Origin of the sequence: Brevibacillus sp. FSL K6-0770 (assembly GCF_038000275.1) — a bacterium.
GTDB classification, from domain to species: Bacteria; Bacillota; Bacilli; order Brevibacillales; family Brevibacillaceae; genus Brevibacillus; species Brevibacillus parabrevis.
Window position 1 is genome coordinate 5,218,767 of sequence record NZ_JBBOBQ010000001.1, and the last position, 20,811, is coordinate 5,239,577.

Consider the following 20,811-nt stretch of genomic DNA (forward strand, 5'->3'; position numbering starts at 1 on the left):
AATAGTGTCAATGAACACCGTATGAACTTATGCCCTAAACCACTGCATCAAATCGTTCCTTGTGTTAAAATCACCTGGAATCAATATCCATCACAGGATATCCATTCTATTTTTATAAGGAGGGCACGTACACATGCGTCCACCAAGCAACAACGAAATCATCATTCCTGAAAATCCCGTGTCACAATTTTTGTTCACCAGCACCCGCTCGGCATGGATCTGGCTGATCATCCGCGTGTATGTCGGCTACACTTGGCTGACAGCAGGCTGGAAAAAAATCCATACCGACTCCTGGACGGGAGACAAAGCTGGAGCTGCCATCGAGGGCTTCGTCAAAGGCTCGCTCGCGAAAGCAGCGGAAGGAAAAGACGTCACCTCCTGGTACGGCTGGTTTTTGGAAAGCGCCGTGTTGCCAAATGCCAAGCTGTTCGCTTTTATGGTCGCTTACGGCGAGGTACTGGTCGGTCTCGGACTCATTCTCGGCCTGCTTACCGGAATTGCCGCTTTCTTCGGCGGATTGATGAACGTCAGCTTCCTGTTCGCAGGGACAGTCAGCACCAACCCGATGCTGTTTGTTTTTGCCACATGGCTCGTTCTCGCTTGGAAAGTCGCTGGTTGGTACGGTCTGGACCGTTGGGCTTTGTCGTACCTGGGCACGCCTTGGACACGATCGAAGTCGCGTAACGTGGGCATGCACTAGCCTCCCGTTCCATTCATCATCCTGCATACGGCAGGCAAAAGACGCTGGCTGCACCGGAATCTTCTGGTGTCGGCCAGCGTTTTTTTATTCAGGATCAAATCGCTTGCAACAGCAGCCGCTTTCCGCCTTGCTGCTGATTCAAGGACAAATTGTATGAATTATTCCCGGTTTTAAAAACAGAATATTCATGAATATTTATACAGAATGTTTAATGACAGATACAGGAAACTGAATTATCCTTCTACATATGAATTTTTAAAAATATTCAAACAACTAGGAGGTACTGATGAAAAAATGGTTGCGAGTTGCCTGTAGCACCGCGTTACTAGCAAGCCTCATGATCGGCTGTACGACGAAGCCCGCTGAAAATGCCCAGCCTGCCGCAAGCCAGCAGCCCGCTGGCGAGACCGGAAAACCTGCCTCGGGAGAACCGATGGTCTTGCACTGGAGCATCACGGGCGAACCTCCGACGATGGACCCCGGCATTGCTACTGACGCCTCCAGCATGGACATGATCAATCTCGCTTTTGAAGGACTGACTATCGTCGATCGGCAAGGTCAGATGATCAACGGAACAGCAGAGAGCTTCACCAACTCCCCTGACTTTACCCACTTCACTTTTACCTTGCGCAAGGATGCCAAATGGAGCAACGGCGATCCGGTTACCGCCCACGATTTTGAATACGCTATCAAGCGCAATCTCGATCCGAAAACCGCCTCCGGCTACGCTTACCAACTGTTCTACATCAAAGGCGGCGAAGAGTTTTTCAACGGCACAGGCAAAGCAGAAGACGTCGGCGTCAAAGCCAAGGACGATTACACACTCGACTTCACCCTGCGCTCCCCTACGCCATTTTTCCGTGAATTGACCTCATTCACTACTTATTATCCTTTGCATAAAAAGACGCTGGAGAGCAATCCGAAATGGGCAAGCGACGCCTCTACCATCGTCGGAAACGGCCCGTTCGTCATCGACCAGTGGGAGCATAAAGCGAAGCTGGCCTTTTCCAAAAGCCCTACTTACTGGGATCAGGCCAACGTCAAGCTGGATCGGATTGAAATCGTCGTAATCGAAGACAACAACACCGCTCTCTCGATGTTTGAAAACGGCGATCTCGATTGGGGCGGCTATCCTTCCTTCGGCCTTTCCCCTGATGCAATCGGGCAAATCAAGGAACAGGGCAAGCTGGTCGTCGCCGATAATCCGGGGACAAAGGCAGTCATTTTCAATACGCAAAAACCGCCTTTTACCAACAAAAAAATTCGCCAGGCTTTCTCTTACTCCATCGAACGCCAACAGTTAATCGACAATATTTTGCAAACCGGGGTACCTCCTGCATACGGTTGGGTGCCGACCTCGATGGGCTTGAACCCGGACGGCTACTTCAAGGAAGACATAGACAAAGCCAGGCAGCTGCTCGCGGAAGGCATGAAGGAGCTGGGGTTGAGCGAGTTCCCGAAAGTGACGTACTACTACGACACGGGAGAAACCGACAAGAAGATCGCCCAGGCGTTGCAGGACGAGTGGAAGAAAACGCTCGGCGTGAACATCGAAATTCGCACAGCCGAGTGGAAAGTGTTCAACGACGACGTCCAGAACGGGAAATACGACTTCGGCATCTGGCTATGGGGCGCCGATTTCAACGACCCGATCAACTTCCTGGAAATGTACAAGGACAAAGAAGGCGGCAACAACGTCGTGCGCTTCGACAACAAAGAGTACCGCGACTTGTTGAACAAAAGCTACTATGAAACCGATGCCGCGAAGCGCAAACAGCTGATGTTTGACGCGGAAAAAATTCTCATGGAGGAAATGCCGCTCGCACCTCTGCACTTCCGCGGCAACGCCTACGTGAAAAACGACAAAGTCAAAGATTTCGTGATCTTCCCGCTCGGAGGCTCGTACTTCAAGTACGCGTATGTAGAAAAGTAGCTCGCTTCGCTTGTCCGAAGTGGCCGAATCGCTCGAATCGCCCCAAAAGAAAGAGGAGCTTTGCCTGTTTGATCGGCAAGGCTCCTTTACTTTTTGCTGAAAGCGTTCCTAGCCCCAGCCCCGTCTCGTCGGGAAGTCGGACAGCCAGGAAGTCAGGCTATCTCCTATCCCCTCAGTGACCGCAGCAAGCTGGCTGTCTCGTGCGGATGGCTGAGCGGAAAATGGTGGGCCAAATCATGGCGGTGTACCGCGATCTGCCTCTCCCCAAGCGCTATCTCCTGCTCGCTTGTCAAGCGATAGGCGCTGTCTTGATTCCCCCATACAAGGTGAACGGGAAAAGCGGCAGCCTGACCCCACTCCATTTGCTGAAAATCGTGCATGAAATAACGCAAAACCTCTGCGTGCGTCTTGCTGATGCGCGGTGATTGCAGAAGGCTTTTTGTCTTGTCCAGATAGCCAGCCGGCACCTCGGCCACAGAGCGAAACATCCCTTGTTCAATCATCGTGCTCTCCAGACGGGGGCGAGTCAGCTGCTTTTGCAAAAAGCGCTGGAGCAAGCTCTCGCTCTTCCCGATTTGCACAAGCAGCGGGTTCTGCTTCGGGGCGTGCAGCGGCGGTTGCAGCAAATACACTCCGGCGATCTTGTCCGGCACTCGCTTGGCCGCTTCCCATGCCAGGAAAGCACCAAACGAATGCCCTGCCAAATGGACGGGAGCAGGCAGCTCTCGGAGCGCGCTGGCGACAGCCTCGATGAAGCCGCCCAGCTTTTGCTCCCGGTGATGATAGGGCGATCTGCCAAAGCCCGGCAAGTCCCACAGCCATACCTTCTCCTCGCCAAGCTGCTCAGCCAGCGGGAACAAATCGCCAAGCTCGCTGAACAAGCCGTGCAACAGTACCCATGGCGCTCCCTCCACGCCTGGCTTCTGATAGGCAGCCAAGCCTGCGACTTTCGCCCGCTGAAAAGCATCGGGAGCGGCATCGCCCCGGGCAGACAAGCGATAATCGAGATCAGCCACAACGCTTGGCAGATGGCTGTCCGCTTGATATTCGCCCACGCCCCTCGTTTGCTTCATTTGCTGAAAAGGCGCGAGCGGAAACTGTTTTTTCACGATAAAGTCCATCGAGTTGGCCGGAACGCCGAGCAAGCGGCTGCCTCCGTTGCGCACGATCGTTTTCAAAACGGACAGCGGGAACGGGACGGACGGCGGCTTCATTCGCAGTTCTTTTGCCATGAGTTGCACCAGTTCCGGGAAAGACGGCGTCGCCCCGCGCTCGTTCAAGGCGTAGTACGTCTGGTGCGCGATGCCTTTTGCCTCGACAATTCCGACGATCACTTCGGCCAGATCGTCCACGGCAAGCAGCGGAAGCCACCATTCTTTTCCGCCGGGCAATACGGGAAATTTCCCCTGCCGCATGGAGTTGACCACAAGTCCCAGGCCATCCGTCTGCTCGGTGCTTCCCGTATGCCGCGGCCCGATGATTGTGCTCGGATTGACGACAACCAGCGGCATTCCTGCTTGATGAGCCTGCTGCCGCACGTACAGGTCAGCCAAAAACTTGTATTTTTCATAGCCTCCCGCGTGATCGAACAGCTTGTTCTCGGCGAACACATCCGTGGCAAGCGTCGCGCTCGCATCGTCAAAAGGGCTCATGTAGCCGACAAGGTGAATGAGCTTTTGCAGCCTTTTGCGCTGGTGCAGCTCGCCCGCCAGCTTCAACAGATGATCGGCTCCTTGCAAAATGACTTTTCTGGCCGCTTCCTCGCCGAGTGCGATATCCATCGGCACCCCGGCATGAATGATCGTGTCTGCGGCAAGCACCCGCTGGTAGTCAAGCTCTGACAGCCCCAGCCTCTCCTCGCGCAAATCCCCCCGTACTGCGCTGCTGTTCGCCTGCTCTTCGGCTGTCATTGCAGCCAGTTGCCTCTCCCACTTTTCCAGGGAGCGCACGAGCGCCAACACCGTATGTCCTGCGCGTGCCAAGCGCCTTGTTACCTCCCGGCCGATAAACCCTGTCGCTCCTGTTAGCAATACAACTGCCATAAAATGAACCTCCCTTTAATAGGACTAATTGGTACTAATCAGTTGCAAAAAAAGCCTACACTTGAATCAAGTGTAGAAAAGTAGCGCCTGCGTTTATAAAAGCTTCTGTATTGCCGTAAGACTCGGCAAGCTGCATGGCTCCTTCCAAAATCGTGATGAGAAGCGCCGCTGTCTCGGGAACCGGAATCTCTGCCTTGAACTCTTTTCGCTCAACTCCTTCTCTTAGCACATTTTCCGCTACTCCTTGCAGCTCGCGCATAAACGCGTGGATGCGAACCCGAACCTGCGGGATTTGCGCGGACAGAAGGGACAGGATCGGACAGCCTCCCACACAGTCTCGCCCGTTCAGCTCGTCAGCCAGTGCGGCAAAAATTTGCTCGATCCGCCTCGCAGCGGTCAAGTCCCTGGCCTGGGCAATCTCATCAAGCACCGTCCGCAACAATTGGACGCGGTAGTCCAACACAGCGACAACAAGCTCCTCCTTGCTCTTGAAATGGTAGTAAATATTTGACTTGGAGACTTTGCTCTGCGCCACGACGTCATCCATGCTCGTATTCATCAGCCCTTTTTGCAAAAACAGAGCGGATGCGCTGGCAATCACATGGTCGCGATTCGAGATTTTTTTCATGATTAGAACTATATAGTCCTAATCAAATAATGTCAAGCGACAAGCTGCTCGGCACATGCAGTTGGCAACAAAAAAAACGTGCCCGCGGGAGCCACTTAAAAACATGGCGTCGCCTGGACACGCTTCGCTGGTTGCAATCCGCTTACTTGCCTGGAGCCGGAGCTGGAGCAGGGCCAGCCCCTTCTGTAACAGGAGCATTTTTCAGCTTTTCTCTCGCTTGCTCGATTTCCGTTTGTGTCAGCGGCGCTCCTGTCGAGAAGCCGTCAATGATTTTGCCCAATACGTTAGGCGCAAAATCATCTTGCGCATACAACTCGATCGTATACCCGTCCTTCTCCCAAATGACAATCCCGTTCGCCATGTACACTTTCGTTCCGTTCAGCACTTGCGTTTTGACTTCCTCTGTCGTTCCGATCCCGTTTTCCCCGCCTTTCGAGATCAGGAAGTTCACTGTTTTATCGCCATGCGCATATTGGACTTCCGCCATGCTGTCACCGTGAACGACCGTGTTGACGTACTCGTAATCGGCTACCCAGGATGGCGCGGGAAAGTTCGAACCGAGTACAGCGCGGGCTTCCTGCACCGTCAGATTGGGACGCGGCTGCAAAGTCACGGCACGGGCGCCGTCTGCTCCGGCTTGGACGGCTGCATTTTCGCTTGCAGGTGCAGCAGGCTCTTTGTCATATTGCACAATTTGCAAATTCCCCACTTGAAACCGCGCCAAAATAGAGGACAGCATTTCTTGGGCAAACGAGGTAGTCGAGAAAGCTCCCGTCAGGCAGACAATGGCAGCGACACTGGCCGCAACCGTTTTCCAACTGCTCTTTTTCATCACGATCTCATCCTTTTCCACAGGCTTTGCCTGGATTTTTCCGGCTTTCAGCTTGTTTGCAAGCCGGTTGTAGATTCTGTCCTTCGCTGCCTGGTCATCCAGCTCCACATGAGCGAGATAGTCGGCCAGCTCGCGAAATTCGTCTGTATCCGGCTTATTCCTCATGCCGAAAACCTCCTTTTTCCAGCTCTTTTTGCAGCTTCTTCAAGCATCTGTACAGCACAACCCCGATATTCGAACCGCTGACGCCAAGCAGCTCTGCGATTTCTGCGTTTTTCAAGCCTGCCGCATACTTCATGCCGATGATGTTGCGTTCTTTGTCGCTCAGCTTTGCCAGCGCCCGGAACAAAGCGGCATGGCGGTCATCGCGGATCACGATGTCTTCCGGAGACGACTTGGGCAAGGCCAAATTCAAAATCGAACTGAGCGAGAAGGCGGCCCTTTTTTTCTGTGAGCGGAAGTAATCCGTCACCGCATTTCTGGCAATGGCGAACAGCCATACTTCAAAACTCGCTTTTTCCGGCGAAAAGCGGTTGTATTTGGCAATCACCGCTTCGAATACGTGGCTGCATACTTCCTCTGCCGCATAGTGATTGTCGATCCGGTAGCAAATGTACTTGTAGACGCGTTTGTAGTACGCATCGTAAATCGCGGCGAACTTTTCCGCTGCCATGCACTCATCGTGGCTCTCGTTCAGCTGATTTTGGTGGATGCCCGTTTTGGTGCTCATTTGAACAATCTCCAACTACTTCCCCTCCCTTCCCTCCCGACTCAGACATGGTACAGGAACAAATTGCGCAATTTGTTGTGGTTGTCCGTGAGTCTCACGCTAGTTAATACGGAAAAAAACAGATTGTATTAACAAATCGGTCGAGAAAAGTACCCAACTCTTTTTCGAGCACAACGAAAAAAGCCGACATCGTTCGTGAACGATATCAGCCTGTTGCTGCTTTTTAGCGAACCCTATGTGTCCATCTGCACATGATCCCACTCGTCTTCCATGTGACGCACGAGCCAGTTTAGTGCCCTGTGTCTTTCCATGACGACTCCCGGCTCCAAACCTCCCGCCACGGTCCGGTTGTTGATGCGCGCATCGACGCACGCCCAATCGTAGCGATAGATCAAATCCGCCTGATCCAAAATCTCCGCCTTGCTTCGCACGACGGCGTTGTCGTAGAAAGTTTGATAGTTTCCCGCGCTGCGCAATACATCGATGGCATAGCTGACATCGCAAATCTCGCTCGGAAACTCCAATTCTTTTTTATAGCCGAGCGCCCACAACAGCACCCAGTAGCATTCGTACATCCACGCCATCTGCACCATGTCGTTCTGGCTTGGATTCGGGTCGTCGAGGAGCTTTCTTTCGTTTTCCGTAAAGAAGTCTGCCGCGCCGTACTGCTCGATAATTCCTTCGATGAACTCGCGCTCTTCGGCAATCTCCCCGTTCTCCGCGATTCCGGCGGCGTAGACGGCAATCAGGCACAAAGCAATGGCCCGCTGCACGATCTCTTCCTTGGTCCTGATGACAGCATCCTCATCCCCGACGATGACAGGCAAATGGTTAATATACGGGACGCCTTGCTCCTGCAAAAGCTGGATGTTGCGCGCTTTGCGCTCTTCCCCGGACTGGGATGGACGCACGTGCCGATCGATAAACTCGGTGCTCACCGTCACCAAATAGTCGTCCACCTCTGATTCGCCCTCGGTGTTCAAAAGCAGGCGGCCCTCTTTATCGAGCATGTGGCCTGTCGGGAGGAAAACGATGCCGGATACTTCCTTGGCAATCGCCAGGACAGCAGCGAACGTTTCCTGGTCGATTTCCTTGCTGGCTACGATGCCTACGGCCACGTTGAGCGCGGTAATCTGGATCAGCAGCTTTTCCTTGACCTTTTCATGCGCCGTCTCAATCTGGGCAAAAAATCCGTACATCCCTTTTTTCATCTGCAAAAAGCGCTCCGGATCGGCTTCCTCGCGCATGAAGTTGAAGGCCAGTGTGCTTTTGCCAAACCATTTCTTGTCTGTGACAGTCACGCTTTGTCCGTCCGCAGCAGCTTGTACTTCTTTGTCTGGAAAAGTCTCCTTGATCGCATCGACTATTTTTTGATAGTCAGCTATGGAGACGTATAGTGTACATTGATTCATCGTTGCTCCCCGCTTTCGTTTCTATCTTTTGTCTAGACGAAATTTTGCCACCAATAGTCAATTATGGTATTCTACCCCTGTTCCGTGCAAGTTTACATCTACCTATTTTGATGAAGAATCTACCATATTCCGTTTGGAAGGTGATCCGATGAAAAACATTTTGTTGGAGGAATTTTCTCCACTTTGCGACATTCAAGCCTTTGTCGAAGAAGATGAATCTGGCGTTTATTTTTATTTGTGGGACTACCCCGGCCAGGAACACGCGAGTATTCGCTCCTGCTGGGTGCGCAATTACGGGCCAGCTCCCGAGACACTCGATTTTTCCGCCATGGAAGACGGAAACGCTCCCATGCTGCCGCGCGACTGCTGCGCCCATCCGCAAGGCGCGGAAAAGCTCGACCCAGATGAGCTGTCAATCGTCTGGCTGACAGAAGGAGACGCCGCAGCTTTGCTTTATCAAGACGAGGTGCTGTGCGTCATTCCCGGCTGGGCGGGGCAGCAGGCAGACGGCTCCAGCTATCCGGCTTATGCGCGAGACTGTATCGCAGAATCTCCTTTCTGCTTTCCGCTGGGCACACCAGACACAAACGCTTTGTTTGCGCGAATCGAAGCTGCCCGGCAATTTTGGGCGAGCTGGGACGAAAATCCTTGGCCAGACTTGCAGCATCAGTATCTCGACGCGATCACGGCAACGCTTGGCCCGGTCAAAAACTATTACGGCATCGACGGCGGTCACTGGCCGCCGAAAGCATTGGTCACGGTGGAAAAGGGCGAAATCACCTATGCCGTCACCTTGGGCGTCTCCATCGTGCCGCAGCCAAAGGTCGAGCTATATACCGAATCACCGGAACAACTGCGCCGCTTCGAGCTGGCTTTTGCCTGCGAAACCAAATGGCTGGCTGAAAATGAAAAGCAACTTTTGGCCTACATCAGCGGACAAACAACGCTGCCCTGGTCGTACATGACTTTTCTCGCCCAAGGGCACACCATCCCTTGTCAGGAGATCAGCGAGGTAGACGCCCGCTTCACATCCATGCTGCTCGCCAAGCCCCAAAGCGCCCCGGCGCTGGCCTTCCCGACGGTTTACGGCGATCCGGTCAACCTGCTCTGGATGATTCCCATCACGAGTGCCGAACAACGCTTCGCGGAGGAAAACGGGTCGGAAGCATTGATCCGTCTGGCTGCTGGGACGGAAGCGGAATGGATTTTCAATGGGATGGAAAAGTGGATGCGTTGAGTGAATGCGTAGAAAAAGTTCGGATTCGCCATGCCGAAAAGAGTTGCCTAGCATGATAAAAAGCTTCGCTGCATTTTGTGCGCGAAGCTTTTTCGTGCTTGTTTTGCTTATGTGTTTCTCCTGTTTCCTCCCTCCGCTACAGCTACGATCAACACCATCTTTACAAACTAATCCTTCTCTCCGGCTTCCAATACAACAACGCCGCTTTAAACTGATGCACATACGCAGGCTTGCCATCTACCCAGACCAAATATTGGCGCAAAATCGCCTCCGCTTTCTCCCGATCATAGGACGGCTCCATAATCGCGCTCAAATTTTGGCTGACAAACTGCTCCTCCGACTCGTACACGTACGTTTTTTGCAAAGGAAGAATGTTGCAGTTCACGTCAATGCCCAGCTCATACAGCAAATTGGTCAGATGAATATAGTCTCTGCGCGAAAACTTGATTTTGTACCCGAGCTGCTGATGAATATCCCAGTAGTGCGGCTTTTCCGGCCCGCTAGTCATCCCGATCACCGCCAACCGCCTGGCTGAATTGTTCATATTAACCATCGCCTGATCAATCGCCTGCATCCGATAATAGCAGTTCACACCAAACACGACATCATGGACGGGCGGCTCGTACTCTTCCCACTTGGCATGGACAAAGCTCATGTTGGATAGCCCTTTCGCACGCGCCCCCTGCTCCAGATAGCCCAGCACACTCGCCGAACTGTCTACGCAAGTGAGCGACCGCGCTTTGCTCGCCGCCGCAAACGTGTAATTTCCCCATCCCGGCCCAATCTCCAGCACTTCATCGTCTTCCTGAATAAAGGAAAGCAGCTCCCTGCCAATCTCCCGCACATAGTCATCCGGCTCCGCTTCCGCCGTTTTGCGCTGCAAAAATTGATCCCAAAAGCTTTCTTCCAGTTGGTCGTCAGTCATGCGCTCGGGCAGCTTGCCTTCCCAGTTTTTCATCCCTTCCATCCAGGCTTCCCTGGACTTCATCCCTAGCCTTACTCCGTAGTACATGTTCTCCCCCTTGCTTATCGCGACTCTGGCAGCGTGGCCGTCAACTTCAGACCGCTGCTGCCCTGCCCGATCTCGACTTTTACTCCGTACACCTGCTCCATATTCGCAGAGGTAAACACTTCCTCCGGCCGCCCGGAAGCATAAATTTGCCCTTGCTGCAGCAAAAACACGCGATCTGAATATCTGGCCGCCAGCTCCAGATCGTGCATGATCAACACGACCAGCACTTGCTGCTGGAGGGCAAGCTGCCGAACCAGCTCCAGCACCTCCAGTTGATGGCGAATATCGAGAGCGGACGTCGGCTCATCCAGCAGCAGTATTTCCGGCTCTTGGGCAAGCGCTCGCGCAATCAGTACCTTTTGCCGCTCGCCTCCGCTCAGCTCGTCCATATAACGCTGCGCCATTTCCGCAAGTTGCAGCCGCTCCATGATTGCTCCCGCTACTTCCAGATCGTGAGCCGTCACGTTCCACTGCATGTACGGTTTCCTGCCCAGAAGCACCGTCTCCAACACCGTTAACGGATAGCCGAAAGCCGTGTGCTGCGGCACGTACCCCAGCGTTTTCGCCAACTCGTTAGCCGAATAGGAGCGAATGTCTCTGTCTTTGATCCAGATCCGCGCTCGTTCCACCGTGATAATCGACGCCATGCTTTTGAGCAAGGTTGTTTTCCCGGCACCGTTTGGCCCGATGATGCTTGCGACCTCGCCTTTTTGCAAGTTCATCTGAATTTGCTTCAGGATCATCTTCGTTCCGTACTTGATCGATAAATCCTTGACCTGCATGTACACCCGACCGTCCTCCTTATGCCCAGTAGTCCTTGCGCTTTTTCAACAGCAAATAGACGAAAAACGGGGCGCCAAACAACGCGGTGATGATGCCTACCGGAATCTCGATCGGAGATAATACCATGCGGGCTGCCGTATCTGACAAGAGCAGCAGCAAAGCGCCCATCAGGCAAGAGCACGGCAGTAAAAATCGATAATCCGTCCCGATGATGATTCTGCTGATATGCGGTGCCACCAGCCCGATGAACCCGATAATCCCGGTGAAGGCAATCGTGACGGAGGCCATCAAGGTAACGAGCAAAAGGCACACCCAGCGGACTTGTTTGACATTGACGCCGAGCGTTCGCGCCACATCTTCGCCAGCGCATAGCGAGTTCAGGTCCCAGGCGTATTTCAGCAAAAGGACAAGCGAGATGATCACGAGCGGCAGCAAAATGTGCAGCACTTGCCATTTCGCTCCCCAAAATCCTCCCATGAGCCAGACAACCAAGTCTTTCAACGCTTCGTTGTTGGAAAAAAACTTCAAACCGGAAACGCCCGCCGAAAACAGTTGCCCAATGGCCACCCCCGCCAAAAGCAGTACGGTCGTCGAGCTGTTTTTGAGCTTGGCGATGCCGTAGACCGCGCCCACAGCGAGACAGCCAAACACAAACGCATTAAGAGCGATCATCCACTGTCCGCTCGAAACGAGGTTGATGCCAAACACACTCGTCCCGGCCACGATCGCCAATGCTGCTCCAAAAGCCGCTCCGCTCGATACGCCGAGCGTAAAAGGGTCTGCCAGCGGATTGCGCAAAATCGCCTGCATAATCGCACCGGCACATGCCAGCGAAACTCCTGTAATGATCGACATGACCATGCGCGGCAGCCGAATCTCGTATACGATGTAGGCGGTCATCTCATCGGAAGCGCGTCCGGACAAAATAGCCAAAAGCTCAGGCAACGCAACTTCTACAGCCCCTGACTGACTGCGTAAAGCGTCAGCAACACCAGTAGGAGGAAAAGGCTTGTCAAAACGAGCAGCTTGCTTTTCACGCTCCCGTGATAGATGGCCTGGATCGGTCGCTGCACTGGCTTGCTCAGCGGTTGTCCTTGGCTGTCATTGAACATCTTTGAACGAATAGTGCCAAATGCCTTGGTATGGCACGCCTAACCATTTTTCAAAATACTCTTTGGCATACTGCTCGGGATCGATATCCTGGAATTTATCCGGGTACAAATATTTGGCTAGTTGGAGATTGCCGATATACCGCTTGTCCGATCCGACAAAGTTGGTGTAGAAAAAGTAAATGTCTTTGCTTTGCCCCGCCTTGAGCCGCGAAACAGATGTCGTGCTCATAATATGGCGCAGCGCTTCCTCAAACGGCTTCGTATCCTTCACATTGTAGCCACCCAGCCAGGTGCCGTGCAGGGTAATGACCTCCGGGTTGCGCTTGAGCACATATTCCTCGTCGACCATGATCGTAGTCGACGCCTCCGCCGGATTCCATTGCAAGTCGGCAGCGTCTTTCCCGCCAGCCAGAATCGTCGCGTAGCCTTCCCCTACTCCTGGCTTCCCGTCCAACGACTGGCTGGGGAAAATCCGGTAGCCCCCGTTCGTATTGAGAAATCCGGCTGACAAGGCAAGCACCTGTTTTTTGTCTTCCTCCTTGATGCCTGCCACCCGGTCCGCTAACAGCTTTTCAATCGAATGCTTCCAGGCGAGAAATTCGTCTGCCTTGTCCGATTTATCAAAAATTTTACCGAGCAGCTTCAGCTCCTCATCCATCTGTTCCGGCAAATAGTTGTTCATTCGCACGACTTTGATTCCGGCTGGCTCCAGCTTTTCCTCCAGCGTCTTGTCGGGGCGATTCGTATAGGCAAAGACGATTTGCGGCTTCAAGCTGATGATTTGCTCCAGATTGATCTGCTTCGTTTCCCCCACATCCGGCTTGCTGTCAAATCCGAGGTACGGGTTATTTTTGACCGTCGTGTCGCCTGTAGCCAGCACGTACTGCTCGGCTCCCAGCAGCTTGATCGCTTCTGCCGTGTTGCGATTGAGCACGACCACCCGCTCTACTGGCAGCTTTACCGTGATCGCAGTCCCTGCGGAATCTTGAAAAGCAAGCTCCTGCTTTTCCTGCGGCACCGCCTGTTCAGTTTTCTGTTCCGCAGGCGTTGACGATGACGGTGAAGCAGCAGAGCAGCCAGTCACGACCAAAAAAATCGTGAGCAGGCCAAACAGCCATGCTTTGCCGATCCAGCTTTTCCGGTTCTTTTGCAGCATCGTTTCCACTCCCTATCTTTTTGTGATCAATAGAAAAGCCCCGTCCCGCCGGACGAGGCAAACGTGTAGAAGTAATCAGTCGACATCATGAATAAATAGACACAAGCTGTCGCAGCTTCTTCCTACACCTCACCTTTTCCGCGAAGGATTACGGGTGTGACAAACTAGGTAGGTCTCCTGGCTTTTGGCTCATCGCGCTCTTTCGTCTTCCCCGATGGTTATGCTCCATACCGAGTGACATGTTGGAAAGAGAACTCACCAATTACAGTGGCGGGACCGCTCGGGATTTTCACCCGATTCCCTGTTACCCCTTGCTCTCGCAAAGGCACCTAGCTGCATGCTATTCTTGGCTGATTATACCATTATTTTCATAGGGAGGGGGGACCGTAAAAACAAATCGGCCGCTTCCTTCCCTTTTTGCCTTCGCCCGAAAAAAATCCGCCGTTCTCAGGTGGTCGTATGGTTGTCGTATGCGATTATGGCCCGGTGCTTTCAGCAGTTTTAGGCAGTCGGCTCCACTTCATCCGCCACAGGCGTGCCAAACTGCTCTCCCCATTTGATCAAGTATTCAATCACGGGACGCAGTGCTTCTCCCCGCTCTGTCAGCTCGTACTCCACCTTTGGCGGAACGACCGGGTACACATGCCGCAGCACAATCCCCGACTCTTCCAGCTCCCGCAGCTGTTCCGCGAGCATTTTGTGATTCACGCCCATGATGTTTTTTTTCAGTTCACCGTACCGCTTTTTCCCGTTCAGCAGCTGGCAAATAATCGTCGTTTTCCATCTTCCTGCAAGAATGGAAACAGACAGCTCGATCGGACACTGAAACTGTTTGCCGTTTATTTGATAAATCACCTGTTGGTTTCCCATGGTTCTCACTTCCCTTTTGGTAAGTATTCAACGAAAAAGTGCGTACTTACTTTTTTACAGTGTATTCGGTAAGATCACTTTTGTAAAACACGATTTCAAGGAGGCCCTCATGGAAAAATTCGTTCAGGTTGGTCCCATAAACGTCGCATATGCAGTAGAAGGAAGCGGGCCAGCCGTGCTGTTGATCCACGGTACAGGAGGCAGTTACGAAGGCACGTGGGGCAATCTCGGCAAGGCGCTGGCACCTGACTTTACCGTCATCACCCCCAATTACAGCGGCTCGGGCAAAACGCAAGATGCCCACGAGCGGCTGGAGCTGGACGATCTGGTCGAGCAAAATGCGCAGGCAGTTATGCAGGAAGGCTTTACGCACTTTCATGTCGTAGGCTACTCGCTCGGCGCTGTCGTAGCAACGGCCATCGCCGCCAAATACCCGGAGCGAGTCCAATCGGTGACAGCGATCGCAGGCTGGGTAGAAAGCGATCTCGCTGTCGCCTATCAGTTCGATCTGTGGCAAAAGCTGTTCCGTCAGGATCGGGAGCTGTTCGCCCAATTCGCCATCCACACTGGCTTCAGCCCGGCGTTTTACAGCTCGTTTCAAACGTTGGAGCAGTTGCATGAGTTTACCGCCAATTTGGCTGCGACACTTGCCGAAGGTACTGGCAAACAGGCTGAACTTGACACTCGCATCAACCTGCGGCCTTTGCTTGGCAAAGTCACTGCCCCAGCACTGGCCATCGGCTTGACTTACGATCGCATGGTGCCTGTGGAGCAGACAAGGGAAATGGCCGCCCTCCTGCCTGACGCGCGCTACCACGAGATCGCTTCGGGACACCTGGTACTGTGGGAGCAGGAGGCAGAGCTGATCGAAACCGTCCTGTCCTTTGTCCGTTCTACCCGATGACTTCCCCAAAATAACTTACCTTATCTGGAGGATAACATGATCCAAAAAGAACAGATTTTGCAAGCATACGAAACCAGACACGCCACTAAAGAATTTGCCGCAGACAAAACGATTGCACAAGAAGACTTCGCTTTCATTATGGAAACGGCTCGCCTTTCTCCCAGCTCATTCGGTTTTGAGCCTTGGAACTTTCTCGTCGTGCAAAACCGCGCTCTGCGCGACAAGCTGTCTGTCGTTTCCTGGGGGGCGCAAAAGCAACTGGCTACAGCGAGTCATTTTGTCATCATCCTGGCGCGTACCAAGCAAGAGATGGCGGCTGATTCCGACTACGTAGTGAACCAGATGAAAAACGTGCAGCTTTTGCCGGAAAACGTCATCACCGCGAAAAGCGCCATGTACGACAAATTTTTGAAGCAAGATTTTGAGCTGTTTGCAGACGAGCGCGTCATGTTCGAATGGGCAGCCAGACAAACGTACATCGCCCTTGGCAACATGATGACCTCAGCCGCCATGATCGGCATCGATTCCTGCCCGATCGAAGGCTTCGACAAAAAACAGGCAGAGGAACTCCTGCAAGCTGAAGGACTGCTGGACAAGGAACGCTTCGGCGTAGCCTGCATGGTTGCCTTTGGCTACCGCAAAAACGAGCCGCGCCCGAAAACAAGACAGCCGCGCGAACACCTCATTCGCTACGTCGAGTAACGACATCGCTACTGCCACTATTGCCGCCCCGAACAAGAATGGATGTTCGGGGCGGCCCTTTTTCCATTATAGTTGTTTCTAGACGGAAATGACGCCGTCCGCGCCGTTTTCCGTCATGCGAAATGCTTTTCTGGCGATGCACACCGCATCAATATACACCTTCAACATCGGCGGCACGCCGTAATTCCACATCGGAGCAACAATAATATAGCCGTCAGCGGAAATAAACTGCTCGGTGATTGATCGCCGAATACCACATTTTTCTCAAAAGCAAACCATCCAATTGCTCAGCCATTCACCCATCCATGTTCAATAGATTGGTATTCTTTCGGCCGAAGCTGCTTCCATTCGCGTGGTATGATAAGTTTGTTTCTTGTCAATATCATTGTTAACGAATATGTCCAAGGTTGTGATTATCATGTGGAAACCTGATCGGTCCAGCACGCAAACACTCTATCACCAAATCGCCGATGAGATCGAGCGCAGGATTTCTTATGGAGAATATCCTCCCGGAAGCTTGCTCCCCTCTGAAAGAAAGCTGGCAGAGCAGTTGGGGGTCAATCGAAGTACCGTCATTTTGGCTTACGAAGAGCTGCGTGCACTCGGCATCATCGAAAGCAGGACAGGCAGCGGCACGCGCGTCTGCAAAAACAAATGGGAAGCGACCCCCAAACACACTCCAAACTGGCATCGGTACGTGGAGGGCGGTCAGTTTCTCCCGAATTTGTTTTACTTGCGCCGCATTCGCGAGGCCCTGCAAAAAGACGGCATGATCGACTTTGCCAGCGGTGAGCTGTCCGCGCAATTGTCTCCGGGTCAGGAAATCAGCACCTTGATGAAAGAAAACCCCTTTACGGAATATTTAGGGTACGACAATCCCCAAGGCTTCACGCCACTGCGCGAAGAACTCGTTTCCTATTTGTCGCGGTATCGGCAGATCAACACGACAGACTCGTCCATTCTCATCACATCGGGTTCCCAGCAGTCGCTTTATTTGATCACTCAATGTTTGCTCGCTCCCGGGGATGCCGTCGCCATAGAAGATCCATCGTATTGCTACTCTTTGCCGATGTTTCAGTCGGCCGGCCTGCGCCTGTTCCGGCTCCCGGTCAGTCCGGAGGGCATCGATCCCGAAGATATTCGCTCCTTGTATAAAAAAAACCGGATCAAAATGATTTTTCTCAATCCGACTTTTCAAAACCCGACAGGCATTTGCCTCAATCCGGCCCGCCGTACCCAACTGCTGAACGTGGCCAGCGAGCTGGGGCTTCCGATCGTGGAGGACGATCCATTCAGTCTCACGTCCTACGATGGCGATCCGCCTGCCCCGCTCAAATCGCACGACCAGCTCGGCTCCGTCCTGTACATCGGTTCCTTTTCCAAAATCGCGGCCTCCGGCTTGCGCGTCGGCTGGATGGTGGCCCCCCACTCCGTCGTGGAACGACTGGCAGACGCGCGACAGCAGATGGACTTCGGCCTGAGCGTCGTTCCGCAAAAAATTGCCGCCCAATTTTTGCACTCCGACTTCTTCCTGCCCCACCTGGAGCAACTGCGGATGCGCCTGCTCTATCGCCGCGATTTGCTGGTGGAAGCCTTGCAAAAGGAACTGCCCGATCTGGTGACGTTCACGCTTCCGCAGGGCGGACTGCATTTGTGGTGCAAAATTGTGCCCGAGATCAACGACAACCAGCTGTTTGAAGAAGCTCTGCGGCGCGGCGTGGTTGTCGCCCCCGGAAGTGTGTACGGATCTGACTCCGGTTATATTCGCTTCACCTTTGCCCGCCCGAAAGAAGCAGAAATCACGCGTGGCGTAGCCAAATTCGCCTCGGCTCTGCGTGCGGTTTTAAGCTGATTCGCGCCACAATGTCCAGAAAAAGAAAACCTCCTGTCGCGAGTTTCTCAGGCTGTCGACTTTCTCGACGGCCTTTCTTTATGGCCTCAGCAATTCAGGGGAAAAACTTTAAAAGAAACCATTGCTATGTACAGCATTGTGCTACTTTCAATTCGTCACTTTTTCTTATCCATAAAGACCCATCTTCTTTGATCATATAATCTATTTTATTACTCTTTAGAGCTTCTATCTGTTCTGAAGATGCTCCATCAGAAAATTTATAGTAATCGGTTCCAGTCCACACATATAAAAATCCAAATACTAGCACCACAACTATTGCTGTTGCAACCAAAGGCACCATTAATTTATTCTTCATAAATATCACCTTCTTTCAAAAAGGAGAATCAGGAATGATTATTCCTGGTTCTCTTTTTTCTTACTAAATAGGGGGAAGATCTTGATCTGCATAATCCTCTTCTTTACCTGTAAATTTATCTAGTGTCCAGGTACTCTCTTTTTTAGGGTTCGGTTTATTAATTTTTTTAAGCTTTCCGCTTTTGTATAACTCATCAATCGCAATTTTAATGTCTGAACGACTGCTATCACTGTCTATCCCCTCTTGTGCTGCTTTGTATCGTCCTTCTGCATTATTGTGCATATCCATTTTATATGTTAGAGATTTTTTGTTTTGATAGGAAGCACCATCTTCGTGCGCATTCGTCCACTTTTCTGCCCAACTATCATTCACTGCCCATACTATCCACATATTCCATAACGCATGTCGAAAAGCATCTGATTCTTCATCAGTACCATTTCTACCGAAAGCTAATTCTGTATAATTCCATGCCCCTTTCCCAGCCATAAGAGTCACCATCAGAGCTTGAAGCCAGATTCATCCGGCATTTATCTCGTTCCGATTGACCAAAATGAAAAAGTGGAAGCCGATTTCTTCCGTAGCAACAGGCAAGTAGCTTTTGACAATGCCCCAGAGGAATTTCAAGCTGTTCTCCTAGCGCTGCTGCTGATAAGATAACAAAACGAGGCAGGGCTTTATCGACAAAAAGAGAAACTCGCCAAAGGAGTTTCTCTTTTTGTCTTGCCCTATTTTTGCAGCAGCTTGATGTCCTCCACGATCTCGTCGTAAGGCGGATCGGTCATGCCGTCATAGCGTGCCACCACTTTGCCGTTCTGATCGACCAGGTAGAGCAGCGTGTCGTGAATGACTTGTTCAGATGCAGCGTCTTTGGCAATCGTAGCCCGGAACGAGCGCAGCAAAAACGTTTTGATTTCATCAAACTCGTAGCCGGTCAATGCATGCCAGTTGGAAAAATCAGCAGCGAATTTGCCCAAATAAGCCTTCAGTGCCTCCGGGCTGTCTTGCTCTGGATCGACCGAAAAGGAGACCAGTTCGACGTCCACTCCCGCCTCCTTCGCTTTCTTTTGCAACTGCGCCATGTTGGCTGTCATCGTCGGGCAAACCGTCGCGCAGTACGTAAAAATAAAGTTGGCGACCCACACCTTGTTTTCTACATCGGCTGAGGAAAAAGGTTTTCCGTCCTGGTCAGTAAACGCGAAAGGTTGCACGGGTATGTTCAGCTTGCTTGCCTTTTCACTGCCGCAGGCGGTCGCCAATACGATTGTGATGACTAAAGTGATGAACCAGACTGCTCTTTTCATCGCATATTCCTCCCGCTCTATTCCTTCTTCGCAGCCAACCATTTTGCCAGTTGGGAGATTTCTTCGGTCTTCAGGCTCTTTTCATAGCCTGGCATCCCTCTTGCACCCGCTTTGATGATGTCTCCAATCTGTTCCTCGGTCAGCCTGGAACCTGCTTGCTGCAAGCTCGGGCCGACCCTGCCGGACAAATCGTTGCCATGGCAGCTCATGCAGTTCTTTTTATATAGCTGCATCGCGCTTGTATCTTCAGCGGAAGCCGTCACTTCCGCCTGTTCTTCGGCCGCTGGGCTGCCGCACCCGGAAACTGCGGCGAGCAGAAAAAATACGATCAGATAGGAAGCTACTCTCATAAGAATCCCTGCCCTTCATCTGGTCTACCAAAATGGACGGCCTGGCGTATCGACGACCATGCACACGAAGACAACCAGCAAATAGTTTACGGACAAGATAAAATTCGTTTTCGACCATTTCTCATTATTTGCTGTCACAACGCCACTGATGGTATGTCCCATCCAGATCATGCCGAACAGCAAAGAAACCGCGAAAAACACAACCCCTGCATACCCTAGCAGGTACATCGCCGTGACCGTCGGGAGCAGAAACAGTACGTACGGAATCATTTGCAGCTTGGTTCGGGCGATTCCTTTGACGACAGGAAGCAGCGGAAAGCCAGCCGCTTTATACTCGTCCAACCGTCGAATCGACAGCGACCAGAAATGCGCGGGCTGCCAAAAATACAGCAAGGCAAACAACAACCATGCCCCGGCATCAAGCTCGTTCGAAGCGGCACAATACCCCATCACCGGGGGCATTGCGCCGGACACCCCGCCAATCGACGTGCTCCATGTCGACTTTCTTTTCAGCCACATCGTATAGACGCACCCGTACATGAACATCCCGAACAGTCCGAGCCAACCGACCAGCTCGTTTCCTTTCCAGAACAAAACCAGCTCGCCGCAAACACCGAGCACCAGGGCGTACAGCAGCACGCCCCCGGTTTTCAGTCGACCAGCCGCGAGCGGGCGGTCTTTTGTCCGCTGCATTTTGCGATCCAGCTCGTAATCCCAAACATTGTTCCATACGCAGGACGCCGCCATCGTCAGCGCCGTCCCGATCAACAGCCACAAAAGAAGCAGCCAATCCGCCTCCCACTTGCTAGCCACCCAGTAACCGCCAAATGCTGCGATCAAATTCAACTGTAGGATGCGGGGTTTGGTCAGCTGTATCCAGTCTGCGAGCATCCGGGCCCC

22 protein-coding genes and 1 riboswitch are annotated in these 20,811 nt (G+C 52.5%); of the genes, 6 read left to right on the top strand and 16 right to left on the bottom strand.

Translation table 11 applies throughout. The features are described from left to right. Positions 1-133: 133 nt before the first annotated feature. Positions 134-700: a DoxX family membrane protein gene (locus tag NST23_RS24795; protein WP_122963751.1), complete on the top strand. Its 567-nt coding sequence runs from the start codon at positions 134-136 to the stop codon at positions 698-700. Positions 701-986: 286 nt separating this feature from the next. Beyond that, positions 987-2,633, top strand: coding sequence for a peptide ABC transporter substrate-binding protein (locus NST23_RS24800; RefSeq protein WP_122963750.1), 1,647 nt, complete (start codon positions 987-989; stop codon positions 2,631-2,633). Positions 2,634-2,797: 164 nt separating this feature from the next. On the opposite strand, the gene NST23_RS24805 is transcribed toward NST23_RS24800, so the two are convergent. The 5 genes from NST23_RS24805 to NST23_RS24825 form a co-directional block, all read right to left on the bottom strand. Beyond that, positions 2,798-4,675, bottom strand: a complete 1,878-nt coding sequence (locus tag NST23_RS24805) for an alpha/beta fold hydrolase (protein ID WP_340964830.1) — start codon at positions 4,673-4,675, stop codon at positions 2,798-2,800. Positions 4,676-4,730: 55 nt separating this feature from the next. Further along, on the bottom strand, positions 4,731-5,303 hold the full coding sequence (locus NST23_RS24810) for a TetR/AcrR family transcriptional regulator (RefSeq protein ID WP_309538674.1): 573 nt from the start codon (positions 5,301-5,303) through the stop codon (positions 4,731-4,733). A gap of 142 nt (positions 5,304-5,445) precedes the next feature. Then, positions 5,446-6,300 carry a hypothetical protein gene (locus NST23_RS24815; protein ID WP_340964832.1) on the bottom strand — a complete coding sequence of 285 codons (855 nt, stop codon included), beginning with the start codon at positions 6,298-6,300 and terminating at the stop codon, positions 5,446-5,448. Then, positions 6,290-6,865, bottom strand: a complete 576-nt coding sequence (locus NST23_RS24820; protein ID WP_233454116.1) for a sigma-70 family RNA polymerase sigma factor — start codon at positions 6,863-6,865, stop codon at positions 6,290-6,292. Before NST23_RS24820 ends, NST23_RS24815 begins: the two co-directional genes overlap by 11 nt. A gap of 233 nt (positions 6,866-7,098) precedes the next feature. Next, positions 7,099-8,277: a DUF4272 domain-containing protein gene (locus tag NST23_RS24825; protein WP_173597663.1), complete on the bottom strand. Its 1,179-nt coding sequence runs from the start codon at positions 8,275-8,277 to the stop codon at positions 7,099-7,101. 148 nt (positions 8,278-8,425) lie between these two features. Here NST23_RS24825 and NST23_RS24830 point away from each other — a divergent pair, with 148 nt between their 5' ends. Further along, entirely contained in the window at positions 8,426-9,514 is a 1,089-nt protein-coding gene (locus NST23_RS24830; protein WP_122963744.1) for a suppressor of fused domain protein, read from the top strand. A 160-nt stretch (positions 9,515-9,674) separates the two neighbouring features. Here the strand turns inward: NST23_RS24830 and NST23_RS24835 are convergent, their stop codons facing one another. The 5 genes from NST23_RS24835 to NST23_RS24855 all read right to left on the bottom strand — a co-directional run bounded on the left by NST23_RS24835 (position 9,675) and on the right by NST23_RS24855 (position 14,447). After that, positions 9,675-10,526 carry a class I SAM-dependent methyltransferase gene (locus NST23_RS24835; protein WP_122963743.1) on the bottom strand — a complete coding sequence of 284 codons (852 nt, stop codon included), beginning with the start codon at positions 10,524-10,526 and terminating at the stop codon, positions 9,675-9,677. Between the two features lie 14 nt (positions 10,527-10,540). Further along, complete coding sequence (locus NST23_RS24840; protein WP_217365289.1) at positions 10,541-11,308, bottom strand: ABC transporter ATP-binding protein; 768 nt, start codon at positions 11,306-11,308, stop codon at positions 10,541-10,543. Positions 11,309-11,327: 19 nt separating this feature from the next. Continuing rightward, positions 11,328-12,254, bottom strand: a complete 927-nt coding sequence (locus NST23_RS24845) for a FecCD family ABC transporter permease (protein WP_340964835.1) — start codon at positions 12,252-12,254, stop codon at positions 11,328-11,330. Between the two features lie 156 nt (positions 12,255-12,410). After that, entirely contained in the window at positions 12,411-13,577 is a 1,167-nt protein-coding gene (locus NST23_RS24850; RefSeq protein ID WP_122963740.1) for an ABC transporter substrate-binding protein, read from the bottom strand. A gap of 150 nt (positions 13,578-13,727) precedes the next feature. Continuing rightward, positions 13,728-13,925: riboswitch (cobalamin riboswitch) on the bottom strand. A gap of 153 nt (positions 13,926-14,078) precedes the next feature. Then, positions 14,079-14,447 (bottom strand): winged helix-turn-helix transcriptional regulator, encoded by a 369-nt coding sequence (locus NST23_RS24855; protein WP_122963739.1) that lies wholly within the window; start codon positions 14,445-14,447, stop codon positions 14,079-14,081. Positions 14,448-14,556: 109 nt separating this feature from the next. On the opposite strand from NST23_RS24855, the gene NST23_RS24860 reads away from it, so the two are divergent. Together NST23_RS24860 and NST23_RS24865 are read left to right on the top strand one after the other, a co-directional pair. Continuing rightward, entirely contained in the window at positions 14,557-15,351 is a 795-nt protein-coding gene (locus tag NST23_RS24860) for an alpha/beta fold hydrolase (RefSeq protein WP_340964837.1), read from the top strand. A gap of 39 nt (positions 15,352-15,390) precedes the next feature. Further along, complete coding sequence (locus tag NST23_RS24865; protein WP_445662505.1) at positions 15,391-16,053, top strand: NAD(P)H-dependent oxidoreductase; 663 nt, start codon at positions 15,391-15,393, stop codon at positions 16,051-16,053. 78 nt (positions 16,054-16,131) lie between these two features. On the opposite strand, the gene NST23_RS24870 is transcribed toward NST23_RS24865, so the two are convergent. Then, on the bottom strand, positions 16,132-16,305 hold the full coding sequence (locus NST23_RS24870; RefSeq protein WP_340965215.1) for an NAD(P)H-dependent oxidoreductase: 174 nt from the start codon (positions 16,303-16,305) through the stop codon (positions 16,132-16,134). A 166-nt stretch (positions 16,306-16,471) separates the two neighbouring features. Here NST23_RS24870 and pdxR point away from each other — a divergent pair, with 166 nt between their 5' ends. Next, complete coding sequence (pdxR, locus tag NST23_RS24875; protein ID WP_340964843.1) at positions 16,472-17,905, top strand: MocR-like pyridoxine biosynthesis transcription factor PdxR; 1,434 nt, start codon at positions 16,472-16,474, stop codon at positions 17,903-17,905. A gap of 124 nt (positions 17,906-18,029) precedes the next feature. Here the strand turns inward: pdxR and NST23_RS24880 are convergent, their stop codons facing one another. The 5 genes from NST23_RS24880 to cyoE form a co-directional block, all read right to left on the bottom strand. Then, positions 18,030-18,260: a hypothetical protein gene (locus NST23_RS24880; RefSeq protein ID WP_340964846.1), complete on the bottom strand. Its 231-nt coding sequence runs from the start codon at positions 18,258-18,260 to the stop codon at positions 18,030-18,032. A 63-nt stretch (positions 18,261-18,323) separates the two neighbouring features. Next, positions 18,324-18,746: a DUF6973 domain-containing protein gene (locus tag NST23_RS24885; RefSeq protein WP_233454115.1), complete on the bottom strand. Its 423-nt coding sequence runs from the start codon at positions 18,744-18,746 to the stop codon at positions 18,324-18,326. A 239-nt stretch (positions 18,747-18,985) separates the two neighbouring features. Beyond that, positions 18,986-19,561, bottom strand: a complete 576-nt coding sequence (locus tag NST23_RS24890; RefSeq protein ID WP_340964848.1) for an SCO family protein — start codon at positions 19,559-19,561, stop codon at positions 18,986-18,988. Positions 19,562-19,578: 17 nt separating this feature from the next. Further along, complete coding sequence (locus NST23_RS24895) at positions 19,579-19,911, bottom strand: c-type cytochrome (protein WP_122963733.1); 333 nt, start codon at positions 19,909-19,911, stop codon at positions 19,579-19,581. A 24-nt stretch (positions 19,912-19,935) separates the two neighbouring features. Further along, the gene (gene cyoE / locus NST23_RS24900; RefSeq protein WP_340964850.1) at positions 19,936-20,802 is read right to left on the bottom strand and encodes a heme o synthase; all 867 of its coding nucleotides are present in this window, start codon (positions 20,800-20,802) and stop codon (positions 19,936-19,938) included. Positions 20,803-20,811 lie beyond the last annotated feature (9 nt).